This is a genomic window from Methylobacterium sp. WL1, assembly GCF_008000895.1.
Classification (GTDB): Bacteria; Pseudomonadota; Alphaproteobacteria; order Rhizobiales; family Beijerinckiaceae; genus Methylobacterium.
In genome coordinates this window covers 1,354,263-1,370,000 of the sequence record NZ_CP042823.1, presented here as the reverse complement: position 1 = coordinate 1,370,000, position 15,738 = coordinate 1,354,263, and the positions used below count along the sequence as shown (strand labels likewise).

Below are 15,738 nucleotides of genomic sequence, written 5' to 3'. Positions count from 1 at the left end.
TCACTCAGGACAAACCTTGAGCTCCCACTGTTTGTAAGCATCCGGTTTCAGGTGCTGTTTCACTCCCCTCGTCGGGGTGCTTTTCACCTTTCCCTCACGGTACTGGTTCGCTATCGGTCGCTGAGGAGTACTTAGGCTTGGAGGGTGGTCCCCCCATGTTCAGACAGGATTTCACGTGTCCCGCCCTACTCGAGTCCTGTGGTTCGTCCGTCCCGTACGGGGCTGTCACCCATCACGCCGGCCTTTCCAGACCGTTCCGGTAAACTCACCACAGGCACTGGCCTGATCCGCGTTCGCTCGCCACTACTGACGGAGTCTCGTTGATGTCCTTTCCTCCGGGTACTGAGATGTTTCAGTTCCCCGGGTTCGCTTCAAACCCCTATTTTATTCAAGGTCTGATACCTTCATTGACCTTTCATCATGCGGACCGGAAGCCAAAACTCCAGGGCCACATGACAAAAAATCGAAGGTGGGTTCCCCCATTCGGAAATCCCTGGATCAAAGCTCGTTCGCAGCTCCCCAAGGCTTATCGCAGCGTACCACGTCCTTCATCGCCTCTCAGCGCCAAGGCATCCACCGAATGCTCTTAAGGCACTTGATCGCTCTCGTGATCGATGTCCGTCGCTGATCCGACAGCCGTAAGGCTGGCCGATCAGCGCGACACGGTCACAAAAAGACCAGTGATCGGATCGTTTCCGATCCAATCACCGTATGCTTGCCGAACATGACCGCCAGGGTAGACGCTTTCGCGCCCCCAACGGCCACATTCCCTCTTCACGATGTCACTGATGTCTTCGCCAATCGGCGCGATCGACCGAACCCTAAGGTCCTCGTCAATCGTCTGCCGCGGCAAACTGTGTTCCAGATAGCCAGGCCCGGCATTGCGTTCGGACCGTCGCCGCTGCTGCGGCGCCAGGTCCCAAACAATGGTGGAGCCAGACGGGATCGAACCGACGACCTCATGCTTGCAAAGCACGCGCTCTCCCAACTGAGCTATGGCCCCAAGGGGTCAGCGCCGGCGGGCGGAGCGTCCCGTGTCGTGGTGGGCCTGGGACGACTCGAACGTCCGACCTCACCCTTATCAGGGGTGCGCTCTAACCACCTGAGCTACAGGCCCAGAGCGATCGAGACACGCCGGATCGGCCCGAGGCCGAAGACGGTGCGCCGATCGCGCTATCTGGTGAGGAAGAGAAACGAGGACGGCGTCCGTCCCGCAAAATGGGTTCTGACTGAACCCTTGTATCCAATGACCTTCGATGGATGAGCCGGAGCGTGATGCCTGGGCTCACAGCGATCCGGCAGAACCGGACCGCAGATCCAAAAAAGAATCCTTAGAAAGGAGGTGATCCAGCCGCAGGTTCCCCTACGGCTACCTTGTTACGACTTCACCCCAGTCGCTGACCCTACCGTGGTCGCCTGCCCCCTTGCGGTTGGCGCAGCGCCGTCGGGTAAGACCAACTCCCATGGTGTGACGGGCGGTGTGTACAAGGCCCGGGAACGTATTCACCGTGGCATGCTGATCCACGATTACTAGCGATTCCGCCTTCATGCACCCGAGTTGCAGAGTGCAATCCGAACTGAGACGGCTTTTGGGGATTTGCTCCAGGTCGCCCCTTCGCGTCCCACTGTCACCGCCATTGTAGCACGTGTGTAGCCCATCCCGTAAGGGCCATGAGGACTTGACGTCATCCACACCTTCCTCGCGGCTTATCACCGGCAGTCTCCCTAGAGTGCCCAACTGAATGATGGCAACTAAGGACGTGGGTTGCGCTCGTTGCGGGACTTAACCCAACATCTCACGACACGAGCTGACGACAGCCATGCAGCACCTGTGTGCGCGCCACCGAAGTGGACCCCAAATCTCTCTGGGTAACACGCCATGTCAAAGGATGGTAAGGTTCTGCGCGTTGCTTCGAATTAAACCACATGCTCCACCGCTTGTGCGGGCCCCCGTCAATTCCTTTGAGTTTTAATCTTGCGACCGTACTCCCCAGGCGGAATGCTCAAAGCGTTAGCTGCGCTACTGAGGTGCAAGCACCCCAACAGCTGGCATTCATCGTTTACGGCGTGGACTACCAGGGTATCTAATCCTGTTTGCTCCCCACGCTTTCGCGCCTCAGCGTCAGTAATGGTCCAGTTGGCCGCCTTCGCCACCGGTGTTCTTGCGAATATCTACGAATTTCACCTCTACACTCGCAGTTCCACCAACCTCTACCATACTCAAGCGTCCCAGTATCGAAGGCCATTCTGTGGTTGAGCCACAGGCTTTCACCCCCGACTTAAAACGCCGCCTACGCGCCCTTTACGCCCAGTGATTCCGAGCAACGCTAGCCCCCTTCGTATTACCGCGGCTGCTGGCACGAAGTTAGCCGGGGCTTATTCCTCCGGTACCGTCATTATCGTCCCGGATAAAAGAGCTTTACAACCCTAAGGCCTTCATCACTCACGCGGCATGGCTGGATCAGGCTTGCGCCCATTGTCCAATATTCCCCACTGCTGCCTCCCGTAGGAGTCTGGGCCGTGTCTCAGTCCCAGTGTGGCTGATCATCCTCTCAGACCAGCTACTGATCGTCGCCTTGGTGAGCCGTTACCTCACCAACTAGCTAATCAGACGCGGGCCGATCCTCCGGCAGCAAGCCTTTCCCCAAAAGGGCGTATCCGGTATTAGCTCAAGTTTCCCTGAGTTATTCCGAACCAGAGGGCACGTTCCCACGCGTTACTCACCCGTCCGCCGCTGACACCCGAAGGTGCCCGCTCGACTTGCATGTGTTAAGCCTGCCGCCAGCGTTCGCTCTGAGCCAGGATCAAACTCTCACGTTGAAGAGATTGATCTGGCCGATCACGTAATTCTCAGACGGAGCCTCACAATCGACCAAGCAGCGCTTCACAGCGCGACCCGGTCGGTGAGCTCAAAAAGAGAAACACGACGATCGGCACTAGTCTCTCACTTGCCGAAGCCAAAGCTCCAGCCGCAAGGACAAACGCCGTCCGCGTCTCCCTTCCTCAAATCCAACAATGTCAAAGACCGGTCGATCAGGTCCGCAGACCCGCCTACCAGAGACAGACAGCCGATCGCCCGGCGCTTAAGCCGGCCAATCCCGCTGAACTGTCAGAAGATGCCTCAGCGCCCGGGCCACTTCCGCGGCCGGCGCCGATGAGCGGTGTATACGCAGCGCAATCCCCGCCGTCAACAGGGTTGTTCCGGGGCGGAGCCGATTTTCTTGGACTCCGGCGGCGACGGCCGTGTGACGCCCGATTCGCCCCCCCCCCGCGAAGGGCGGTTCAGTCGTCGAGGCTCAGGCTCATGCCGTCATAGGCCGGGGCCACCCCTTCCGGCAGGCGCGCTGCCAGCGCCGCATAGTCGAGGTCGGTGTGGAGGTTGGTGAGCACGGCGCGCCGGGGCCGGACCGTCTCGATCAGCGCGAGGGCGTCCGCGACGGAGAAGTGCGTGGGATGCGGCGTGTCACGCAGCGCGTCGATGATCAGGAGATCGAGACCATGGAGCCGGTCCAGGCTCGCCTCCGGGATCAGGCTGACATCGGGGATGTAGGCGGCTTGGCCGAAGCGGAAGCCGAGGGCGGCCTCCGTACCGTGCTCGACCAGGAGCGATTCGGCCGTGATCGCACCGCCCGGCCCGTCGAGGCTGAGCGCATCGGGCAGGTCGCGCACATCGAGGATCGGCGGATAGGCGCTGCCGGGGGGCGTCTCGAAACAGTAGCCGAACCGCGTGGTCAGCAGCGACCGGGTCAGGCTGTCGGCATAGACCGGGATGCGCCCCCGCATGGCGATCACCAGCGGGCGCAGGTCGTCGATACCGTGGGTGTGGTCGGCATGGGCGTGGGTGTAGAGCACGCCGTCGAGGCGTCGCACGCCCGCGTCGATGAGCTGCTCGCGCAGGTCCGGCGAGGTATCGACCAGCAGGCTGGTCCGCCCTCCCCCGGATTCACGCTCGACGAGGATCGAGCAGCGGCGGCGGCGGTTGCGCGGATCCTCCGGATCGCAGGCGCCCCAGCCGCTGGCGACCCGCGGCACCCCACCGGAGGAGCCGCAGCCGAGGATGCGCAGAGTCAGCGTTGCCGGCGCATCCTCCGAAGTCGTCACGCTGCCTCCCCGGGTTTAGCCTTGTCGAACAGGGTGAAGAAATTCGCGGTGGTGATCCGGGCGAAGTCCTCGGCGGACAGCCCCAGGGTCTCGGCCAGCGTCCGGGCGGTGTCGGCGGTGTAGGCCGGCTCGTTGGTGCGCCCGCGATGCGGCTCGGGGGCGAGGAACGGCGCGTCGGTCTCCACCAGGATCCGGTCGAGGGGCACGCTCCGGGCGATGTCGCGCAACGCGTGCGCGCGCCGGAAGGTGACGATGCCGGAGAACGAGATCGACAGCCCGAGCTCGAGCCCGGCCTCGGCGAGGCGCCGGCCCGACGAGAAGCAGTGCAGCACCGCCCGGAACGGCGTCCGACCCATCTCGTCGGTGAGCACCCGCTCCATGTGCTCGTCGGCATCCCGGGCGTGGATGACGAGCGGCAGGCCGGACAGGCGCGCCGCCTCGATATGGGCGCGCAGCACCCGTTCCTGCACGGCCTCGGGGGCGCCGTCGGGGAAGTGGTAGTCGAGCCCGGCCTCGCCGATCCCGACGCAGCGGGGATGTGCGCGCGCGAGGCCCGCGATCGTCTCGGCGGGCACATCCGGCTCCTCGGCGGCCCCGTCCGGATGGGTGCCGACGGTGAACCAGATCTCGGGGTGGGCCTCGGCGATCGCCCGGTAGGTCCCGGCCCGGGCGACCCGGGTCGAGATGGTCAGCATCCCGGTGACGCCCGCCTCCCGGGCACGGGCGATCACCCCCGGCAGGTCGGCGGCGAAATCCGGGAAATCCAGATGGCAGTGGCTGTCGATCAGCATCGTGTCTCGGATCGCTGTCAGGCCGCCGGCGCTTCGGGCCGCTCGAACCTCGGGAAGACCGGAGCCGGGGCGGGGAGCGCCGTGCCGGGTACCAGGCGTCCGCCCTCCCCCGCATCGGCGAGGTTGCGCCGGTCCGCCGGAACGGCCAGCAGGTCCAGGAGCTTGGAGGCCGCGGTCGGAACGAACGGCTGGACCAGGATGCCGAACGCCCGCAGCGATTCCAGCGTCGTGTAGAGCACCGCGTTCATCCGGGCCGGATCGGACTTGCGCAGGCGCCACGGCTCCTGCCCGGCGAAGTAGCGGTTGGCCTCGGCCACCACCGCCCAGATCTCGGCCAGGACGCTGTGGAGCGCGAGATCGCCCATCAGGCTCCGCACCCTGTCCGGGAGAGCGTCGGCCTGGGCCAGCAGGGCACGATCGGCCTCGTCCAAGGAACCCGGCAGGGCCCCGGGATCCGGCACCGCGCCGTCGCAATTCTTGGCGACCATCGAGAGCGAGCGCTGGGCGAGGTTGCCGAGGTCGTTGGCGAGATCGGCGTTGATCCGGCCGATGATCGCCTCGTGGCTGTAGCTGCCGTCGCCGCCGAACGGCACCTCGCGCAGCACGAAGTAACGCACCGGGTCGACCCCGTAGGTGTCGGCGAGCTCGAACGGGTCGAGCACGTTGCCGAGCGACTTCGACATCTTCTCGCCCTTGGAGAGCAGGAAGCCGTGGCCGAAGACGCGCTTGGGCAGGGGCAGCCCGGCCGCCATCAGGAAGGCCGGCCAGTAGACCGCGTGGAACCGGACGATGTCCTTGCCGATGACGTGCAGGTCCATCGGCCAGAACTTCTTCAGGGGATTCTCCGCGTCGGGGAAGCCGGTGACGCTCAGGTAGTTGGTCAAGGCGTCGACCCAGACATACATGACGTGGCCGGGATGCCCCGGCACCGGTACCCCCCAGTCGAAATTGGTGCGGCTGACCGAGAGGTCCTTGAGGCCGGAGCGCACGAAGCTCGCCACCTCGTTCCTTCGGGTTTCCGGGCCGATGAAGTCGGGCTGGTCCTCGTAGAGCTTCAGCAGCCGGTCCTGATAGGCGGACAATCTGAAGAGAAAATTCTCCTCCTCCATCCACACGACCGGAGTGTCGGTGGCGAGGCTGCGGCGGCTGCCATCCTCGAGCAGGCGGGTCTCGGCCTCGTCATAATAGGCCTCGTCGCGCACCGAGTACCAGCCGGCATACGTGTCGAGGTAGATGTCGCCGTTGGCCTCCATCCGCCGCCAGATCTCCTGCGCGGCTTCGTAGTGGCCGGGCTCGGTGGTGCGGATGAAGCGGTCGTAGGCGCAGTCCATCCGGTCGGCCATCGCCTGGAAGCGCGCTGCGGTGCCGTCGACATACGCGCGCGGGCTGGTGCCGGCCCGGGTCGCCGCCTGCTGGATCTTGAGGCCGTGCTCGTCCGTGCCGGTGGAGAACAGCACGTCGTAGCCGTCGAGCCGGTGGAAGCGGGCGATGGCGTCGGCGGCGATCACCTCGTAGGCGTGACCGATATGCGGCGCGCCGTTGGGGTAGGAGATCGCGGTCGAGAGGCCGAAGGTTTTTTTGGAGTGCGCCGGGGCGTTGGACGTCACGTCGGGGTGTTCCGGATCATCGCAGGAGGTTGCCCGCGTTGTCGCGCGGCAGCGGCGGGGACGCAACAGCCGCCGGGATCGGGAACCGCGCGGACGATCGTGACCCCAGACGGTCCGGGACCTTTTGCGGGTCCAGGGCAGCGCCCTGGTCGTCCCGGCGCGCAGAGGGGTTACGAGGCCGCCTCGGCGAGATCGCCGAACAGCGACAGCACCACCGGGCGCCGGTCGAGATTGTAGATCGCCGCCTCCCGGGCGGCGCGGCCGAACCGGTCCGCGACGTCCACCAGGGCGGCGAGGCGGGCGGGCGGCTCGTTCCGGCGACGGTCGAGTTCGGCCGAGACGAAGCGCAGGACCGCGTCCTGGGCGGCCTCGAACCGCGCCTCGGCGTCGCGCCCGGCCAGGGTCTCGGCGAGCTTGAGCACCCGGCCCCAATCGGGCGTCTGCGCCCGGGCGAGCAGGGTCTCGACCTCGGCGACGAGGCCGGCCGTGACCGGGTCGAGCATCGCCAGCGCCCGGGCGACCGAGCCCTCGCACTGGGCGACCGCCCGGGCCAGGGCGGCCTCCTCCGGCTGCGGGAACGGCTCGGGCAGGCCGCGCACCACCTGGGCCACCGCCTCGGGCGCCAGCGGGCGCAGCATCAGCACCCGGCAGCGGGAGCGGATCGTCGGCAGCAGTCGGCCGGGCTGGTGGGCCAGGATCAGGAACAGGGCGCGCGGCGGCGGCTCCTCCAGGACCTTGAGCAGGGCGTTGGCCGCGTTGGCGTTGAGGTCGTCGGCGCTGTCGAGGATGCAGACCCGCCAGCCGGAATCGGTGGCGGTCGAGGCGAACAGGTCCAGGGCCCGGCGGACCATGTCGACCGAGATCTTGGTGGGCAGCGTCTTGGCGCCGACGGTGCGGTGGCGGCGCAGGACCACGAGGTTCGGATGCGACAGGCCCGCGACCTTGCCGGCGACGGGGTTCTCGTCCGGCACATCGAGCCCGGCCGGCCCGCCGCCGGCGGGATAGGCCAGCAGGCGGCGGGCGACCCGGTAGGCCAGCGTCGCCTTGCCGATCCCGGGCGCGCCGCCGATCAGCCAGGCATGGTGCAGGCGCCCCGCCGCGATCCCCTCCGCGAAGGCGGCCGCCGCGGCCGCGTGGCCGACCAGCGCCAGGTCCCCGCGGGCGCGCGATACCGGGGAGGTCGCCGGGCTCGACGTCGTCGGCGGCGCGGTCTGCCAATTTCATGGCGCGGGGGTCAGGCGGCATCGCCGCGGCTTTCCTTGAGCGGCAGCAGGCCCGGCAGGCGGGAGGCCACCGCGGCGCGGATCGCGGCTTCCACCGCATCGGGGTCGCGACCGGCATCGATCACCGCGCAACGTTGCGGCTCGGCCCGGGCGATCGCCAGGAAGGCGTCGCGCAGCCGCGTGTGGAAGGCCAGCGATTCCGCCTCGAACCGGTCGGCCCCCTGCCCCGTCCCGGTGCTGCGCCCGGCCGCGCGGGCGAGCCCGGCTTCGGGCGGCAGATCGAGGATCAGGGTCAGGTCGGGCCGGGTCGGGCCGACCACGACCCGCTCCAGGGCGGCGATCACCGCCGGGTCGAGGCCGCCCGCCGCGCCCTGGTAGGCCCGGGTCGAGTCGATGAAGCGGTCGCACAGCACAATCTCGCCCCGGCGCAGGGCCGGGCGGATCAGGCGGTCGAGGTGGTCGATCCGGGCTGCGCTGAACAGCAGCGCCTCCGCGAAGGGGCCGTAGGGCTTGGCGACGCCGCCGAGCAGGGCCACGCGGATTTCCTCGGCCCGGGGCGAGCCGCCGGGCTCGCGGGTCACGCGGACCTCCCGGCCCGAGCGGGACCGCAGGGTCGCGGCCAGGCGGGCGACCTGGGTCGACTTGCCGGCGCCCTCCCCGCCTTCGAAGGTGATGAAGGTTCGCTGCGAAGCGTCCTCGAAGCCTGGCACGATCACGGGCGTCCAATCACGTCGGATCGGCCGTACGCTCGCCGGACTTCGCGTCCTTCTTGCCGACGCGGTCGAAGGCCTTGCGCACGAGGCCGGTACCGAACTCCAGCGCCGCGTCCATCGCCCGCTGCGACAGCGTGCCGGGCTCCACCGTCGCGCCGGCGAAGAGCGGCTGGTCGAGGGCGACCGTGTCGCCGCGCTGGATCCGCAGGGTGCCGACCTGCTGGCCCTCCTCGACGGGGGCCATCAGCGGCCCGGTATAGACCACCTTGGCGCTGACCCGGTCGCTGGAGCCGCGGGGCAGCAGGACCCGCACCGGCTTCTTCGAGACCAGCGGAACGGAGCCCGCCTGGCCGCCGAACACGGAGGCGTCGGCGACCGTCTCGCCGGCCCCGAAGATCTGCCGCGTCTCGAACGCGCGGAAACCCCATTCCATCAGCTTGCGCGCCTCGGAGGCCCGGTCCCGGGCGGTCTTGAGCCCCGAGATCACCAGCACCAGGCGCTGGCCGTTCTGCACCGCCGAGCCGGTCAGCGCGTAGCCGGATTCCTCCAGGTAGCCGGTCTTCAGCCCGTCGGCGCCGATGTCGAGCGCCAGGAGCGGGTTGCGGTTCTGCTGGCGGATCTTGTTCCAGGTGAACTCCTTCTCGGCGAAGATCTTGTACAGGTCCGGGTAGGTGTCGATCAGGTGGATCGCGAGCTTGGCCATGTCCCGGGCCGTGACCTTCTGATCGGGGGCCGAGTAGCCGGTGGCGTTGCGGAAGGTCGAATTCGTCAGCCCGATCTCCTTGGCCCGCCGGTTCATCAGCCCGGCGAAGGAATCCTCGGTGCCGGCCATGTTCTCCGCGATGGTGATCGCGGCGTCGTTGCCCGACTGGACGATCAGCCCGCGCAGCAGGTCCGACATCTTGATGCGGCTGTTGACCTGGGCGAACATCGATGAGCCGCCGCCGCCCGCCCCGCCCCGCTTCCAGGCGTCCTCGGTGACGGTGAACTCCGTATCCATCGCCAGGCGGCCGGATTTCAGCGCCTCGAACACGATGTCGGTGGTCATCAATTTGGCCATGCTGGCCGGGGAGAACCGCTCGTCGGCGGCCTTCTCGAACAGCACCGAGCCGGAATCCGCATCGATCAGGATCGCGTGCGGGGCCGCCGTCTGGAAGCCCTGAGCGGTCGCGCCCGCGAGGCCGGCGCCCAGCGCGCAAGCGGCCGCCAGAAGGGTGAGAAGGGTCCTGCGCATCACCGGTCCGTCCCGCGCCTGCCGCCCGGCCGGAGAAACTCCCGCCGCATCCGGATAACAAGCGTGACCATATTACGGTTTCAGCGCCGGATCGAACGCGAAATGCCGCATTGCGGAACGGCGTGCCGTCCGGGACGCGCCGGGGCTGCCCTCAATAGATCCCGGCGAGGCGGGCATGCCCCCCGCCCGACGCCGTCCGGGTGGGGGTCCCGGCTTTCACAGGGGCCGGAGCCTTCGCGGCCGCCGCGACCTTGGTTGGCACCGCCGCCTTGGCCGAGGCCGGGGCCGCGGTCTTGGAGGCGAGCATCGTCGACCCCTTGGCGGCGCCGGAGGCCAGATGCGTCAGGGTGGACTTGGCCGAGGCCGGCAGCGCCGCGGGGCCGCCGCGGCGAGTTTCGTCGGGGGCGGGCGTTCCGGGCCGTGCCGGCCGGCCGGCCGCGACGGCGGTCTTCGCGGCCGCGCCGTGACCCTGGGCCGGGTTGAGGCCCGCCACTTTCAGGTCCTCCCCTTGAGGCTCGCGCCTTTAGCGCCGGCCCCCGCATGCTCGGCGACCTGGATCGGCGCGGGCCGGAAATCCCGCACCTTCTGGGCGGTCGGCTGGACGGCCGCCGGTACCCGCATGGCGGCCGAGGCGAGCACGATCGGAGCGCGCACCAGGCCGGCCGCTCGGGCCGCGACGCCGGGGCCTCGTCGGACTGCGCCCGCTCGGGGGCGGCTTGAAGGCCAATGGCTCGGCGGCCGAGCGGGCGTAGCGCTCAGGCTCCTCCGAGGGGCCGAGATCCGCCATCATCACGGTCGAGCGGCCGGCCGGCTGCCCGTCGGTGCGCAGGCTGGCGAGCAGCTTGCGGTCGTCGCTGCCGGCGACCGCGGCCTTGCCGGCATACTCGACCCGCACCCGCGCGGTGCCGCGCCGGTGGAAGCCCAGGGCCTCGGCCGCCTCCTCGGAGACGTCCATGACGCGGCCGGCATGGTAGGGGCCCCGATCGTTGACCCGCACGATCATCGAGGCGCCGTTGTCGAGGTTGGTCACCCGGGCGTAGCTCGGCAGCGGCAGGGTCGGGTGGGCGGCCGCGATCGAGTGGCGGTCGAACACCTCGCCGTTGGCGGTCATGCGGCCGTGGAAGGCCGAGCCGTACCAAGAGGCCAAGCCCTCTCGCACGTAGCCGCGGGGATCCTCCTTGGGCACATAGGTCTGGCCGGCCACCACGTAGGGCTTGCCGGTGTAGCGGCGCCCGCCGCCCTTCGGGATCACGTCGCCCTCGTTGTAGAGGCGCGGGCTCGCCTTGACCCCGTATTTCGGGTCGATGCCGTTGCCGGAGCTGAGCTTCTGCTGCTGGGGATTGGTGGCGCAGTTGGCCGTGGCCAGGGCCACGCCCGAGACGGCCAAGAGCCGCAGGGCGAGGCGCGCAGGCCGGGGAAGGGTCGTGCGCACCATATCGGGGTTCACCAAACGCGACGCGGGACAACGGCCCGGAAACGGGCCGGCACCGGCCGCGCCCCAAGGGCTCAGCCAGTCCACCCAGAATTGTAGCGGTCGCGTAAAGGAAGCCTGAACGATGTCGGCTGTCGCGGTTCAGGCGTTGCAGCCGAGCCGCTCTAAAACCTCGCGTGCCACATCAGGATTTGCCAGCAAGGCTCTGATAAATGGATGCTTTGAGGTTTATGTAATCAAGACCGGGCGCTCTCGAGGTGCTCGCATTGCGCTGCCCGAAAAGACCCGCGCCAGCGGCGCCGGGCGGTCGAGAGCGCGCAGGACCGGCCTGATGGCCCGGGCGCATCCATCGCCCGGGTGGCTGCCGAAGGGTCTGCACGGAAACGGGCGACCCGCTACGGATCCCGGATGTCCGAGGACGCATCGGCATCCGCCCCGTCATTTCGGGGCTTGGCTGCGCGGCCCCGATGACGGGGTTGTTGTCAGAGCTGCCTCTGCAAACACCCTGCACGGATCGCGTTCGGGACCCTGTGCGGAGGCAGGGTTGAGCCTCGCCGGGGTCAGCGCGGCGGGGTGTCGGTCAGCTGCGCGATGGAGCGGGCGCCGCGCTGCTTGAACAGCAGGTCGAGCCCTTCCAGCATCAGGGCGTGCATCTTGGTCCGCTCGGCATAGGCGAGGTCCCGGAGCTGGTCGTAGACCGGGGGCTCCAGGTAGACCGACATCTGCCGGGCGCGCTGCTTCAGCGTGGCGGCGGGCTTCGCCGCCGGGGGCGCCAGCGCCAGGGTCACGATCTCGGCGCCCTGCGGCCGGGCCGCGTGCCGGTCCGGCGGGTTCGCCGAGGCGACGATCGCCGCGAGGCTGAGCTTAGGCGGCTTGGACATGTCGGCCCGTCTTCAGCGACTGCGTGCGGCGCTCGATCCACGACCAGAGGCGCCGGACCTCTCCGGCGGCCTGGCCCTTGGGGTTGAATTCGGTGACGCCCTGGCCGAGGCCGATCGCGTCCTGGTGGTCGGTGCGGGCGACGATGTTCACGTCCGGCAGGATGCCGAGCACCGCCAGCCCGTCGGCTGCGTCCCGGACCCGGTAGGAGCGGGGCGGGGTCTGGTTCAGCACGAAGGCGAACTTCTTTTCGAGCCGGTAGACCGCCGCCAGCGTCGGCTTGAACGCCCGCAGGTCGGCCGGGGTCGGCCGGCACGGGATGATGCACAGGTCCGCCGCACGGATGGCCGAGAGCGTGCCGGTTGAATCGACCCCCGGCGTATCGATGAACACGTAGTCGTAGGCCGAGTCGCGCAGGCGCTCCATCACGGCGTCGATCTGCGTCGCGTCGATCTGCGCGACCTCGGGACCGTCGGCGGTGCGGTGGTCCAGCCAATCCGAGATCGTGGCCTGGCGGTCCATCTCCAGGATGCAGACCGTGTGGCCCGCCTCGCGGGCGGCGACCGCCAGGGAGATGCACAGCGTGCTCTTGCCGCTGCCGCCCTTCTGCGTGACGAAGGTGATGGCTTTCATCCTGGGCATCCTCCAGAAGGCCCCGCGCATCCGCCGGAAGCGCTGGCATTCACGAATGCCGCGCCCTCGTCGGGCAACCTCAGGTGCGCAATCACGGGCTGCCGCGATCCTGTGACCCAAGGATGTCGAGCGGCACGGTGCGTCCGACATGGTTAACGAGGCGTTAAGATGCCCTGCCGCCGGTGCACCGCCGGATCGGGTCAGGGTGTTCGGTCATCGCATGCAATCTAAACCTCAGGTTCATATGTCGGCAGTCTTGTTCCGGAACGGCCTTTTCAGCAGCTCTAGGATGCCGTAGCGTCAAGGTAGCCGGCGCCGGAGCTGCGATGGATTTTATAACCTCAGGTTTGGCGGCGTTCGAAACCCCGGCGAGGAATGGCATGGCCGACGCCCCGATCCCGCAATCCGTTCTGGACGCCTCCGGCGTGGTCGGGACGTGGGTCCACGATCACTGGGCCGATCGGCTGGCGCTCTCGGGCTCCCTGGCGGGGCTGCTCGGCCTCGACCCGGTGGCGGCCGCCACGGGGGTGTCCCTCGCGGCGTTCCTCGACCGCACCCATCCGGAGGACCGCATCCGGATCGAGAGCTACCTGCACGCGGTGTCGGAGACCGGCGGCACCTTGGAGGCGGAGTTCCGCACCCGTGACACCCGCACCGGCGTCCGCACCTTGCTGATGCGCGGCCGGATCGACCGCGATCCCTCGGGCCGCACGCTCCAGGGGCGCGGCATCGCCATCGACCGGACCGAGGTGCAGGCGGCCAACCTCGTGCAGAGCGAGCGGGTGGTGAACCGGATGGCCGAGCACGTCATCGCCCTGCGCGACCTCGCCCACGTCCTGGAGCTGCCGGCGCTGGTCGAGCGGATCGAGCGCCTGATGATCGAGATCGGCTTCGAGCTCGCCCGGTTCCTGCCGGAGCCCGAGGACGAGCCGCGCCACTGAGCGCAATGCCCCGAACGATGGGTTCCGGCATTCGGCCCAAGACGATGCCGCGCCCGAGCCCGTGCGCAGGGTCGAAGTGCGATTGATCGCGCCCACGCCCACAAGCTACGGTCCCGGCAAGACTTTGCCGGGAGGATTCCGATGGCCCGCGACACGATCTACGACCGCGATCTCGACCGTGTGCCGGCCAACCACCAGCCGCTGACCCCCCTGCTCTATCTCGACCGGGCGGCGCGGGTGTTTCCCGACCAGGTCGCGGTGGTCCACGGCCCCCTGCGGCGCTCGTACCGGGACCTCTACGCCCGCGCCCGGCGCCTGGCCTCGGCGCTGGCGCGGCGCGGGCTCGGCCGCGGGGATACCGTGGCGGCGTTCCTGGCCAACACCCCCGAGATGGTCGAGTGCCATTACGGCGTGCCGATGACCGGGGCGGTGCTCAACACCCTCAACACCCGTCTCGACGCCGCCGCGATCCGGTTCTGCCTGGAGCACGGCGAGGCCAAGGTGCTGATCACCGATCGCGAGTTCTCGAAGACCGCCGCTGCGGCCCTCGAGGGCCTGGCGACGAAACCGTTCGTGATCGACGTCGACGACCCGGATTACGACGGCCCCGGCGCGCGCCTCGGCGAGACCGACTACGAGGCGTTCCTGGCGGGCGGGGACCCGGAGCACGACTGGGCGCTGCCCGACGACGAGTGGGACGCGATCACGCTGAACTACACCTCGGGCACCACCGGCGATCCGAAGGGCGTGGTCTACCACCACCGGGGCGCGGCGCTGCTGGCGCTCGGCAACGTCATCACCGGGGGGCTCGGGCAGCACCCGGTCTATCTCTGGACGCTGCCGATGTTCCACTGCAACGGCTGGTGCTTCCCCTGGACCCTGTCGATCGTGGCCGGCACCCATGTCTGCCTGCGCCAGGTCCGCGCGGAGGCGATGTACCGGCTGATGGCCGAGCACGCGGTCACGCATCTCTGCGGCGCGCCGATCGTGATGCAGATGCTGATCAACGCCCCCGATGCCGAGCGTCGGGACCTGCCCCGACGGGTGGCGTTCTTCACCGCCGCCGCCCCGCCGCCCGAGGCGATCCTGGCCGGCATGTCGGAGGCCGGGTTCGACGTGACCCACCTGTACGGGCTGACCGAGAGCTACGGCCCGGCCGTGGTCAATGCCTGGAACGCGGATTGGGACGCGCTCGCGGCCGACCAGCGGGCGGCCAAGAAGGCCCGCCAGGGCGTGCGCTACCCGGTTCTGGAGGCGCTCGACGTGCGCGACCCGGACACGATGGTGCCGGTGCCGGCCGACGGCACGACGATCGGCGAGGTGATGATGCGCGGCAACGTGGTGATGCGCGGCTACCTCAAGAATCCGGCGGCCACGCAGGCCGCCTTCAAGGGCGGCTGGTTCCGCACCGGCGACCTCGGGGTGAAGCATCCGGACGGCTACATCCAGCTCAAGGACCGCTCGAAGGACATCATCATCTCGGGCGGCGAGAACATCTCGTCGATCGAAGTGGAGGACGCGCTGTTCAAGCATCCGGCGGTGTCGGCCGCCGCGGTGGTGGCCAAGCCCGACCCGAAATGGGGGGAGACGCCCTGCGCCTTCGTGGAGCTGAAGCCGGGCGCGTCGCCCAGCGCCGACGAACTGATCCAGTGGTGCCGCGGGCGGCTGGCCGCCTACAAGCTGCCCCGCCACGTGATCTTCGGCGACCTGCCGAAGACCTCCACGGGAAAGGTCCAGAAATTCATCCTGCGCGAGCGGGCCCGTCAGGACGAGGCCTGAGCGGCCTCATTCAGGCCTGCGGGGGCTGCCGAGGCTCCGCGCGGACCGTGGCGCGCACGGGTTTGGCGGCACGCAGATCGGACGCGACCTGGGCGATGAAGGCCTGGATCGACATGAGGCTGAACAGGGCGATCGAGGCGACCAGGGCTGCGGAAACCAGAATCTTGGCGGTAGCGGGGTCCACGGCGTGACGTCCTTAGCTCGTCTCGCCGCGGGCTTACCGGGCGAGGGGCGCCGATCCCGGCGCCTGCGATGACAGGAAGGTGGGCGCGCGGCCGGGCTTTCACCAGCGTCGCCGTGGTGGGCCTGGCATGCGTGTGGGTTCGGGCTCTCCGTCACCGGGCCGGATCCTGCGTCAACCGGAGGTGCTGGCCGTACGCCCCGATTCCCGCAATAAGCCCGCGC

At 68.6% G+C, this 15,738-nt stretch carries 12 protein-coding genes, 2 tRNA genes, 2 rRNA genes and 1 pseudogene (1 of these 17 cut by a window edge); 2 read left to right on the top strand and 15 right to left on the bottom strand.

Annotation, left to right across the window (positions count from 1 at the left end; genetic code table 11):
- From FVA80_RS07000 to FVA80_RS06935, 14 genes and pseudogenes are all read right to left on the bottom strand, one after another.
- Nucleotides 1-601 (bottom strand): 23S ribosomal RNA (locus tag FVA80_RS07000); it reaches 2,209 nt to the left of the window's first position.
- Nucleotides 602-927: 326 nt separating this feature from the next.
- A tRNA-Ala gene (locus tag FVA80_RS06995) sits at nt 928-1,003 on the bottom strand.
- Between the two features lie 37 nt (nt 1,004-1,040).
- A tRNA-Ile gene (locus tag FVA80_RS06990) sits at nt 1,041-1,117 on the bottom strand.
- 218 nt (nt 1,118-1,335) lie between these two features.
- Nucleotides 1,336-2,820 (bottom strand): 16S ribosomal RNA (locus FVA80_RS06985).
- Together the 16S and 23S rRNA genes with 2 tRNA genes alongside form the textbook arrangement of a ribosomal RNA operon.
- 462 nt (nt 2,821-3,282) lie before the next feature.
- Nucleotides 3,283-4,101: an MBL fold metallo-hydrolase gene (locus FVA80_RS06980; RefSeq protein ID WP_147910709.1), complete on the bottom strand. Its 819-nt coding sequence runs from the start codon at nt 4,099-4,101 to the stop codon at nt 3,283-3,285.
- Nucleotides 4,098-4,892 carry a TatD family hydrolase gene (locus tag FVA80_RS06975; protein WP_147910710.1) on the bottom strand — a complete coding sequence of 265 codons (795 nt, stop codon included), beginning with the start codon at nt 4,890-4,892 and terminating at the stop codon, nt 4,098-4,100. Before FVA80_RS06975 ends, FVA80_RS06980 begins: the two co-directional genes overlap by 4 nt.
- Before the next feature lie 17 nt (nt 4,893-4,909).
- Nucleotides 4,910-6,499, bottom strand: coding sequence for a methionine--tRNA ligase (gene metG / locus FVA80_RS06970; RefSeq protein WP_147910711.1), 1,590 nt, complete (start codon nt 6,497-6,499; stop codon nt 4,910-4,912).
- Between the two features lie 170 nt (nt 6,500-6,669).
- Nucleotides 6,670-7,723, bottom strand: a pseudogene (locus FVA80_RS06965) (DNA polymerase III subunit delta').
- Between the two features lie 10 nt (nt 7,724-7,733).
- Nucleotides 7,734-8,438, bottom strand: a complete 705-nt coding sequence (tmk, locus tag FVA80_RS06960; protein WP_147910713.1) for a dTMP kinase — start codon at nt 8,436-8,438, stop codon at nt 7,734-7,736.
- A 10-nt stretch (nt 8,439-8,448) separates the two neighbouring features.
- The gene (locus FVA80_RS06955) at nt 8,449-9,669 is read right to left on the bottom strand and encodes a D-alanyl-D-alanine carboxypeptidase family protein (protein WP_147910714.1); all 1,221 of its coding nucleotides are present in this window, start codon (nt 9,667-9,669) and stop codon (nt 8,449-8,451) included.
- Nucleotides 9,670-9,820: 151 nt separating this feature from the next.
- Nucleotides 9,821-10,162 (bottom strand): hypothetical protein, encoded by a 342-nt coding sequence (locus tag FVA80_RS06950; protein WP_147957801.1) that lies wholly within the window; start codon nt 10,160-10,162, stop codon nt 9,821-9,823.
- A 30-nt stretch (nt 10,163-10,192) separates the two neighbouring features.
- Complete coding sequence (locus tag FVA80_RS06945) at nt 10,193-11,104, bottom strand: septal ring lytic transglycosylase RlpA family protein (protein WP_147957800.1); 912 nt, start codon at nt 11,102-11,104, stop codon at nt 10,193-10,195.
- A 557-nt stretch (nt 11,105-11,661) separates the two neighbouring features.
- Nucleotides 11,662-11,982, bottom strand: a complete 321-nt coding sequence (locus FVA80_RS06940; protein WP_050736065.1) for a ribbon-helix-helix domain-containing protein — start codon at nt 11,980-11,982, stop codon at nt 11,662-11,664.
- Entirely contained in the window at nt 11,966-12,613 is a 648-nt protein-coding gene (locus tag FVA80_RS06935; RefSeq protein ID WP_147907815.1) for a ParA family protein, read from the bottom strand. The genes FVA80_RS06940 and FVA80_RS06935 overlap by 17 nt, the downstream gene beginning before the upstream one ends.
- Nucleotides 12,614-12,993: 380 nt before the next feature.
- On the opposite strand from FVA80_RS06935, the gene FVA80_RS06930 reads away from it, so the two are divergent.
- Both FVA80_RS06930 and FVA80_RS06925 read left to right on the top strand, forming a co-directional pair.
- A complete protein-coding gene (locus FVA80_RS06930; protein WP_147907816.1) occupies nt 12,994-13,554 on the top strand; it encodes a PAS domain-containing protein in 561 nt (186 codons plus the stop codon).
- A 141-nt stretch (nt 13,555-13,695) separates the two neighbouring features.
- The gene (locus tag FVA80_RS06925) at nt 13,696-15,333 is read left to right on the top strand and encodes an acyl-CoA synthetase (RefSeq protein WP_147907817.1); all 1,638 of its coding nucleotides are present in this window, start codon (nt 13,696-13,698) and stop codon (nt 15,331-15,333) included.
- A gap of 10 nt (nt 15,334-15,343) precedes the next feature.
- On the opposite strand, the gene FVA80_RS30340 is transcribed toward FVA80_RS06925, so the two are convergent.
- Nucleotides 15,344-15,517, bottom strand: a complete 174-nt coding sequence (locus FVA80_RS30340) for a hypothetical protein (protein ID WP_187193607.1) — start codon at nt 15,515-15,517, stop codon at nt 15,344-15,346.
- Nucleotides 15,518-15,738: the final 221 nt, after the last annotated feature.

Coding starts and splice junctions, on each gene's coding strand:
- FVA80_RS06975 (WP_147910710.1), bottom strand. CDS start 4,892: ATGCTGATCGACAGCCACTGCCATCTGGATTTCCCGGATTTCGCCGCC.
- FVA80_RS06955 (WP_147910714.1), bottom strand. CDS start 9,669: ATGCGCAGGACCCTTCTCACCCTTCTGGCGGCCGCTTGCGCGCTGGGC.
- FVA80_RS06945 (WP_147957800.1), bottom strand. CDS start 11,104: ATGGTGCGCACGACCCTTCCCCGGCCTGCGCGCCTCGCCCTGCGGCTC.
- FVA80_RS06940 (WP_050736065.1), bottom strand. CDS start 11,982: ATGTCCAAGCCGCCTAAGCTCAGCCTCGCGGCGATCGTCGCCTCGGCG.
- FVA80_RS06935 (WP_147907815.1), bottom strand. CDS start 12,613: ATGAAAGCCATCACCTTCGTCACGCAGAAGGGCGGCAGCGGCAAGAGC.
- FVA80_RS06930 (WP_147907816.1), top strand. CDS start 12,994: ATGGCCGACGCCCCGATCCCGCAATCCGTTCTGGACGCCTCCGGCGTG.
- FVA80_RS06925 (WP_147907817.1), top strand. CDS start 13,696: ATGGCCCGCGACACGATCTACGACCGCGATCTCGACCGTGTGCCGGCC.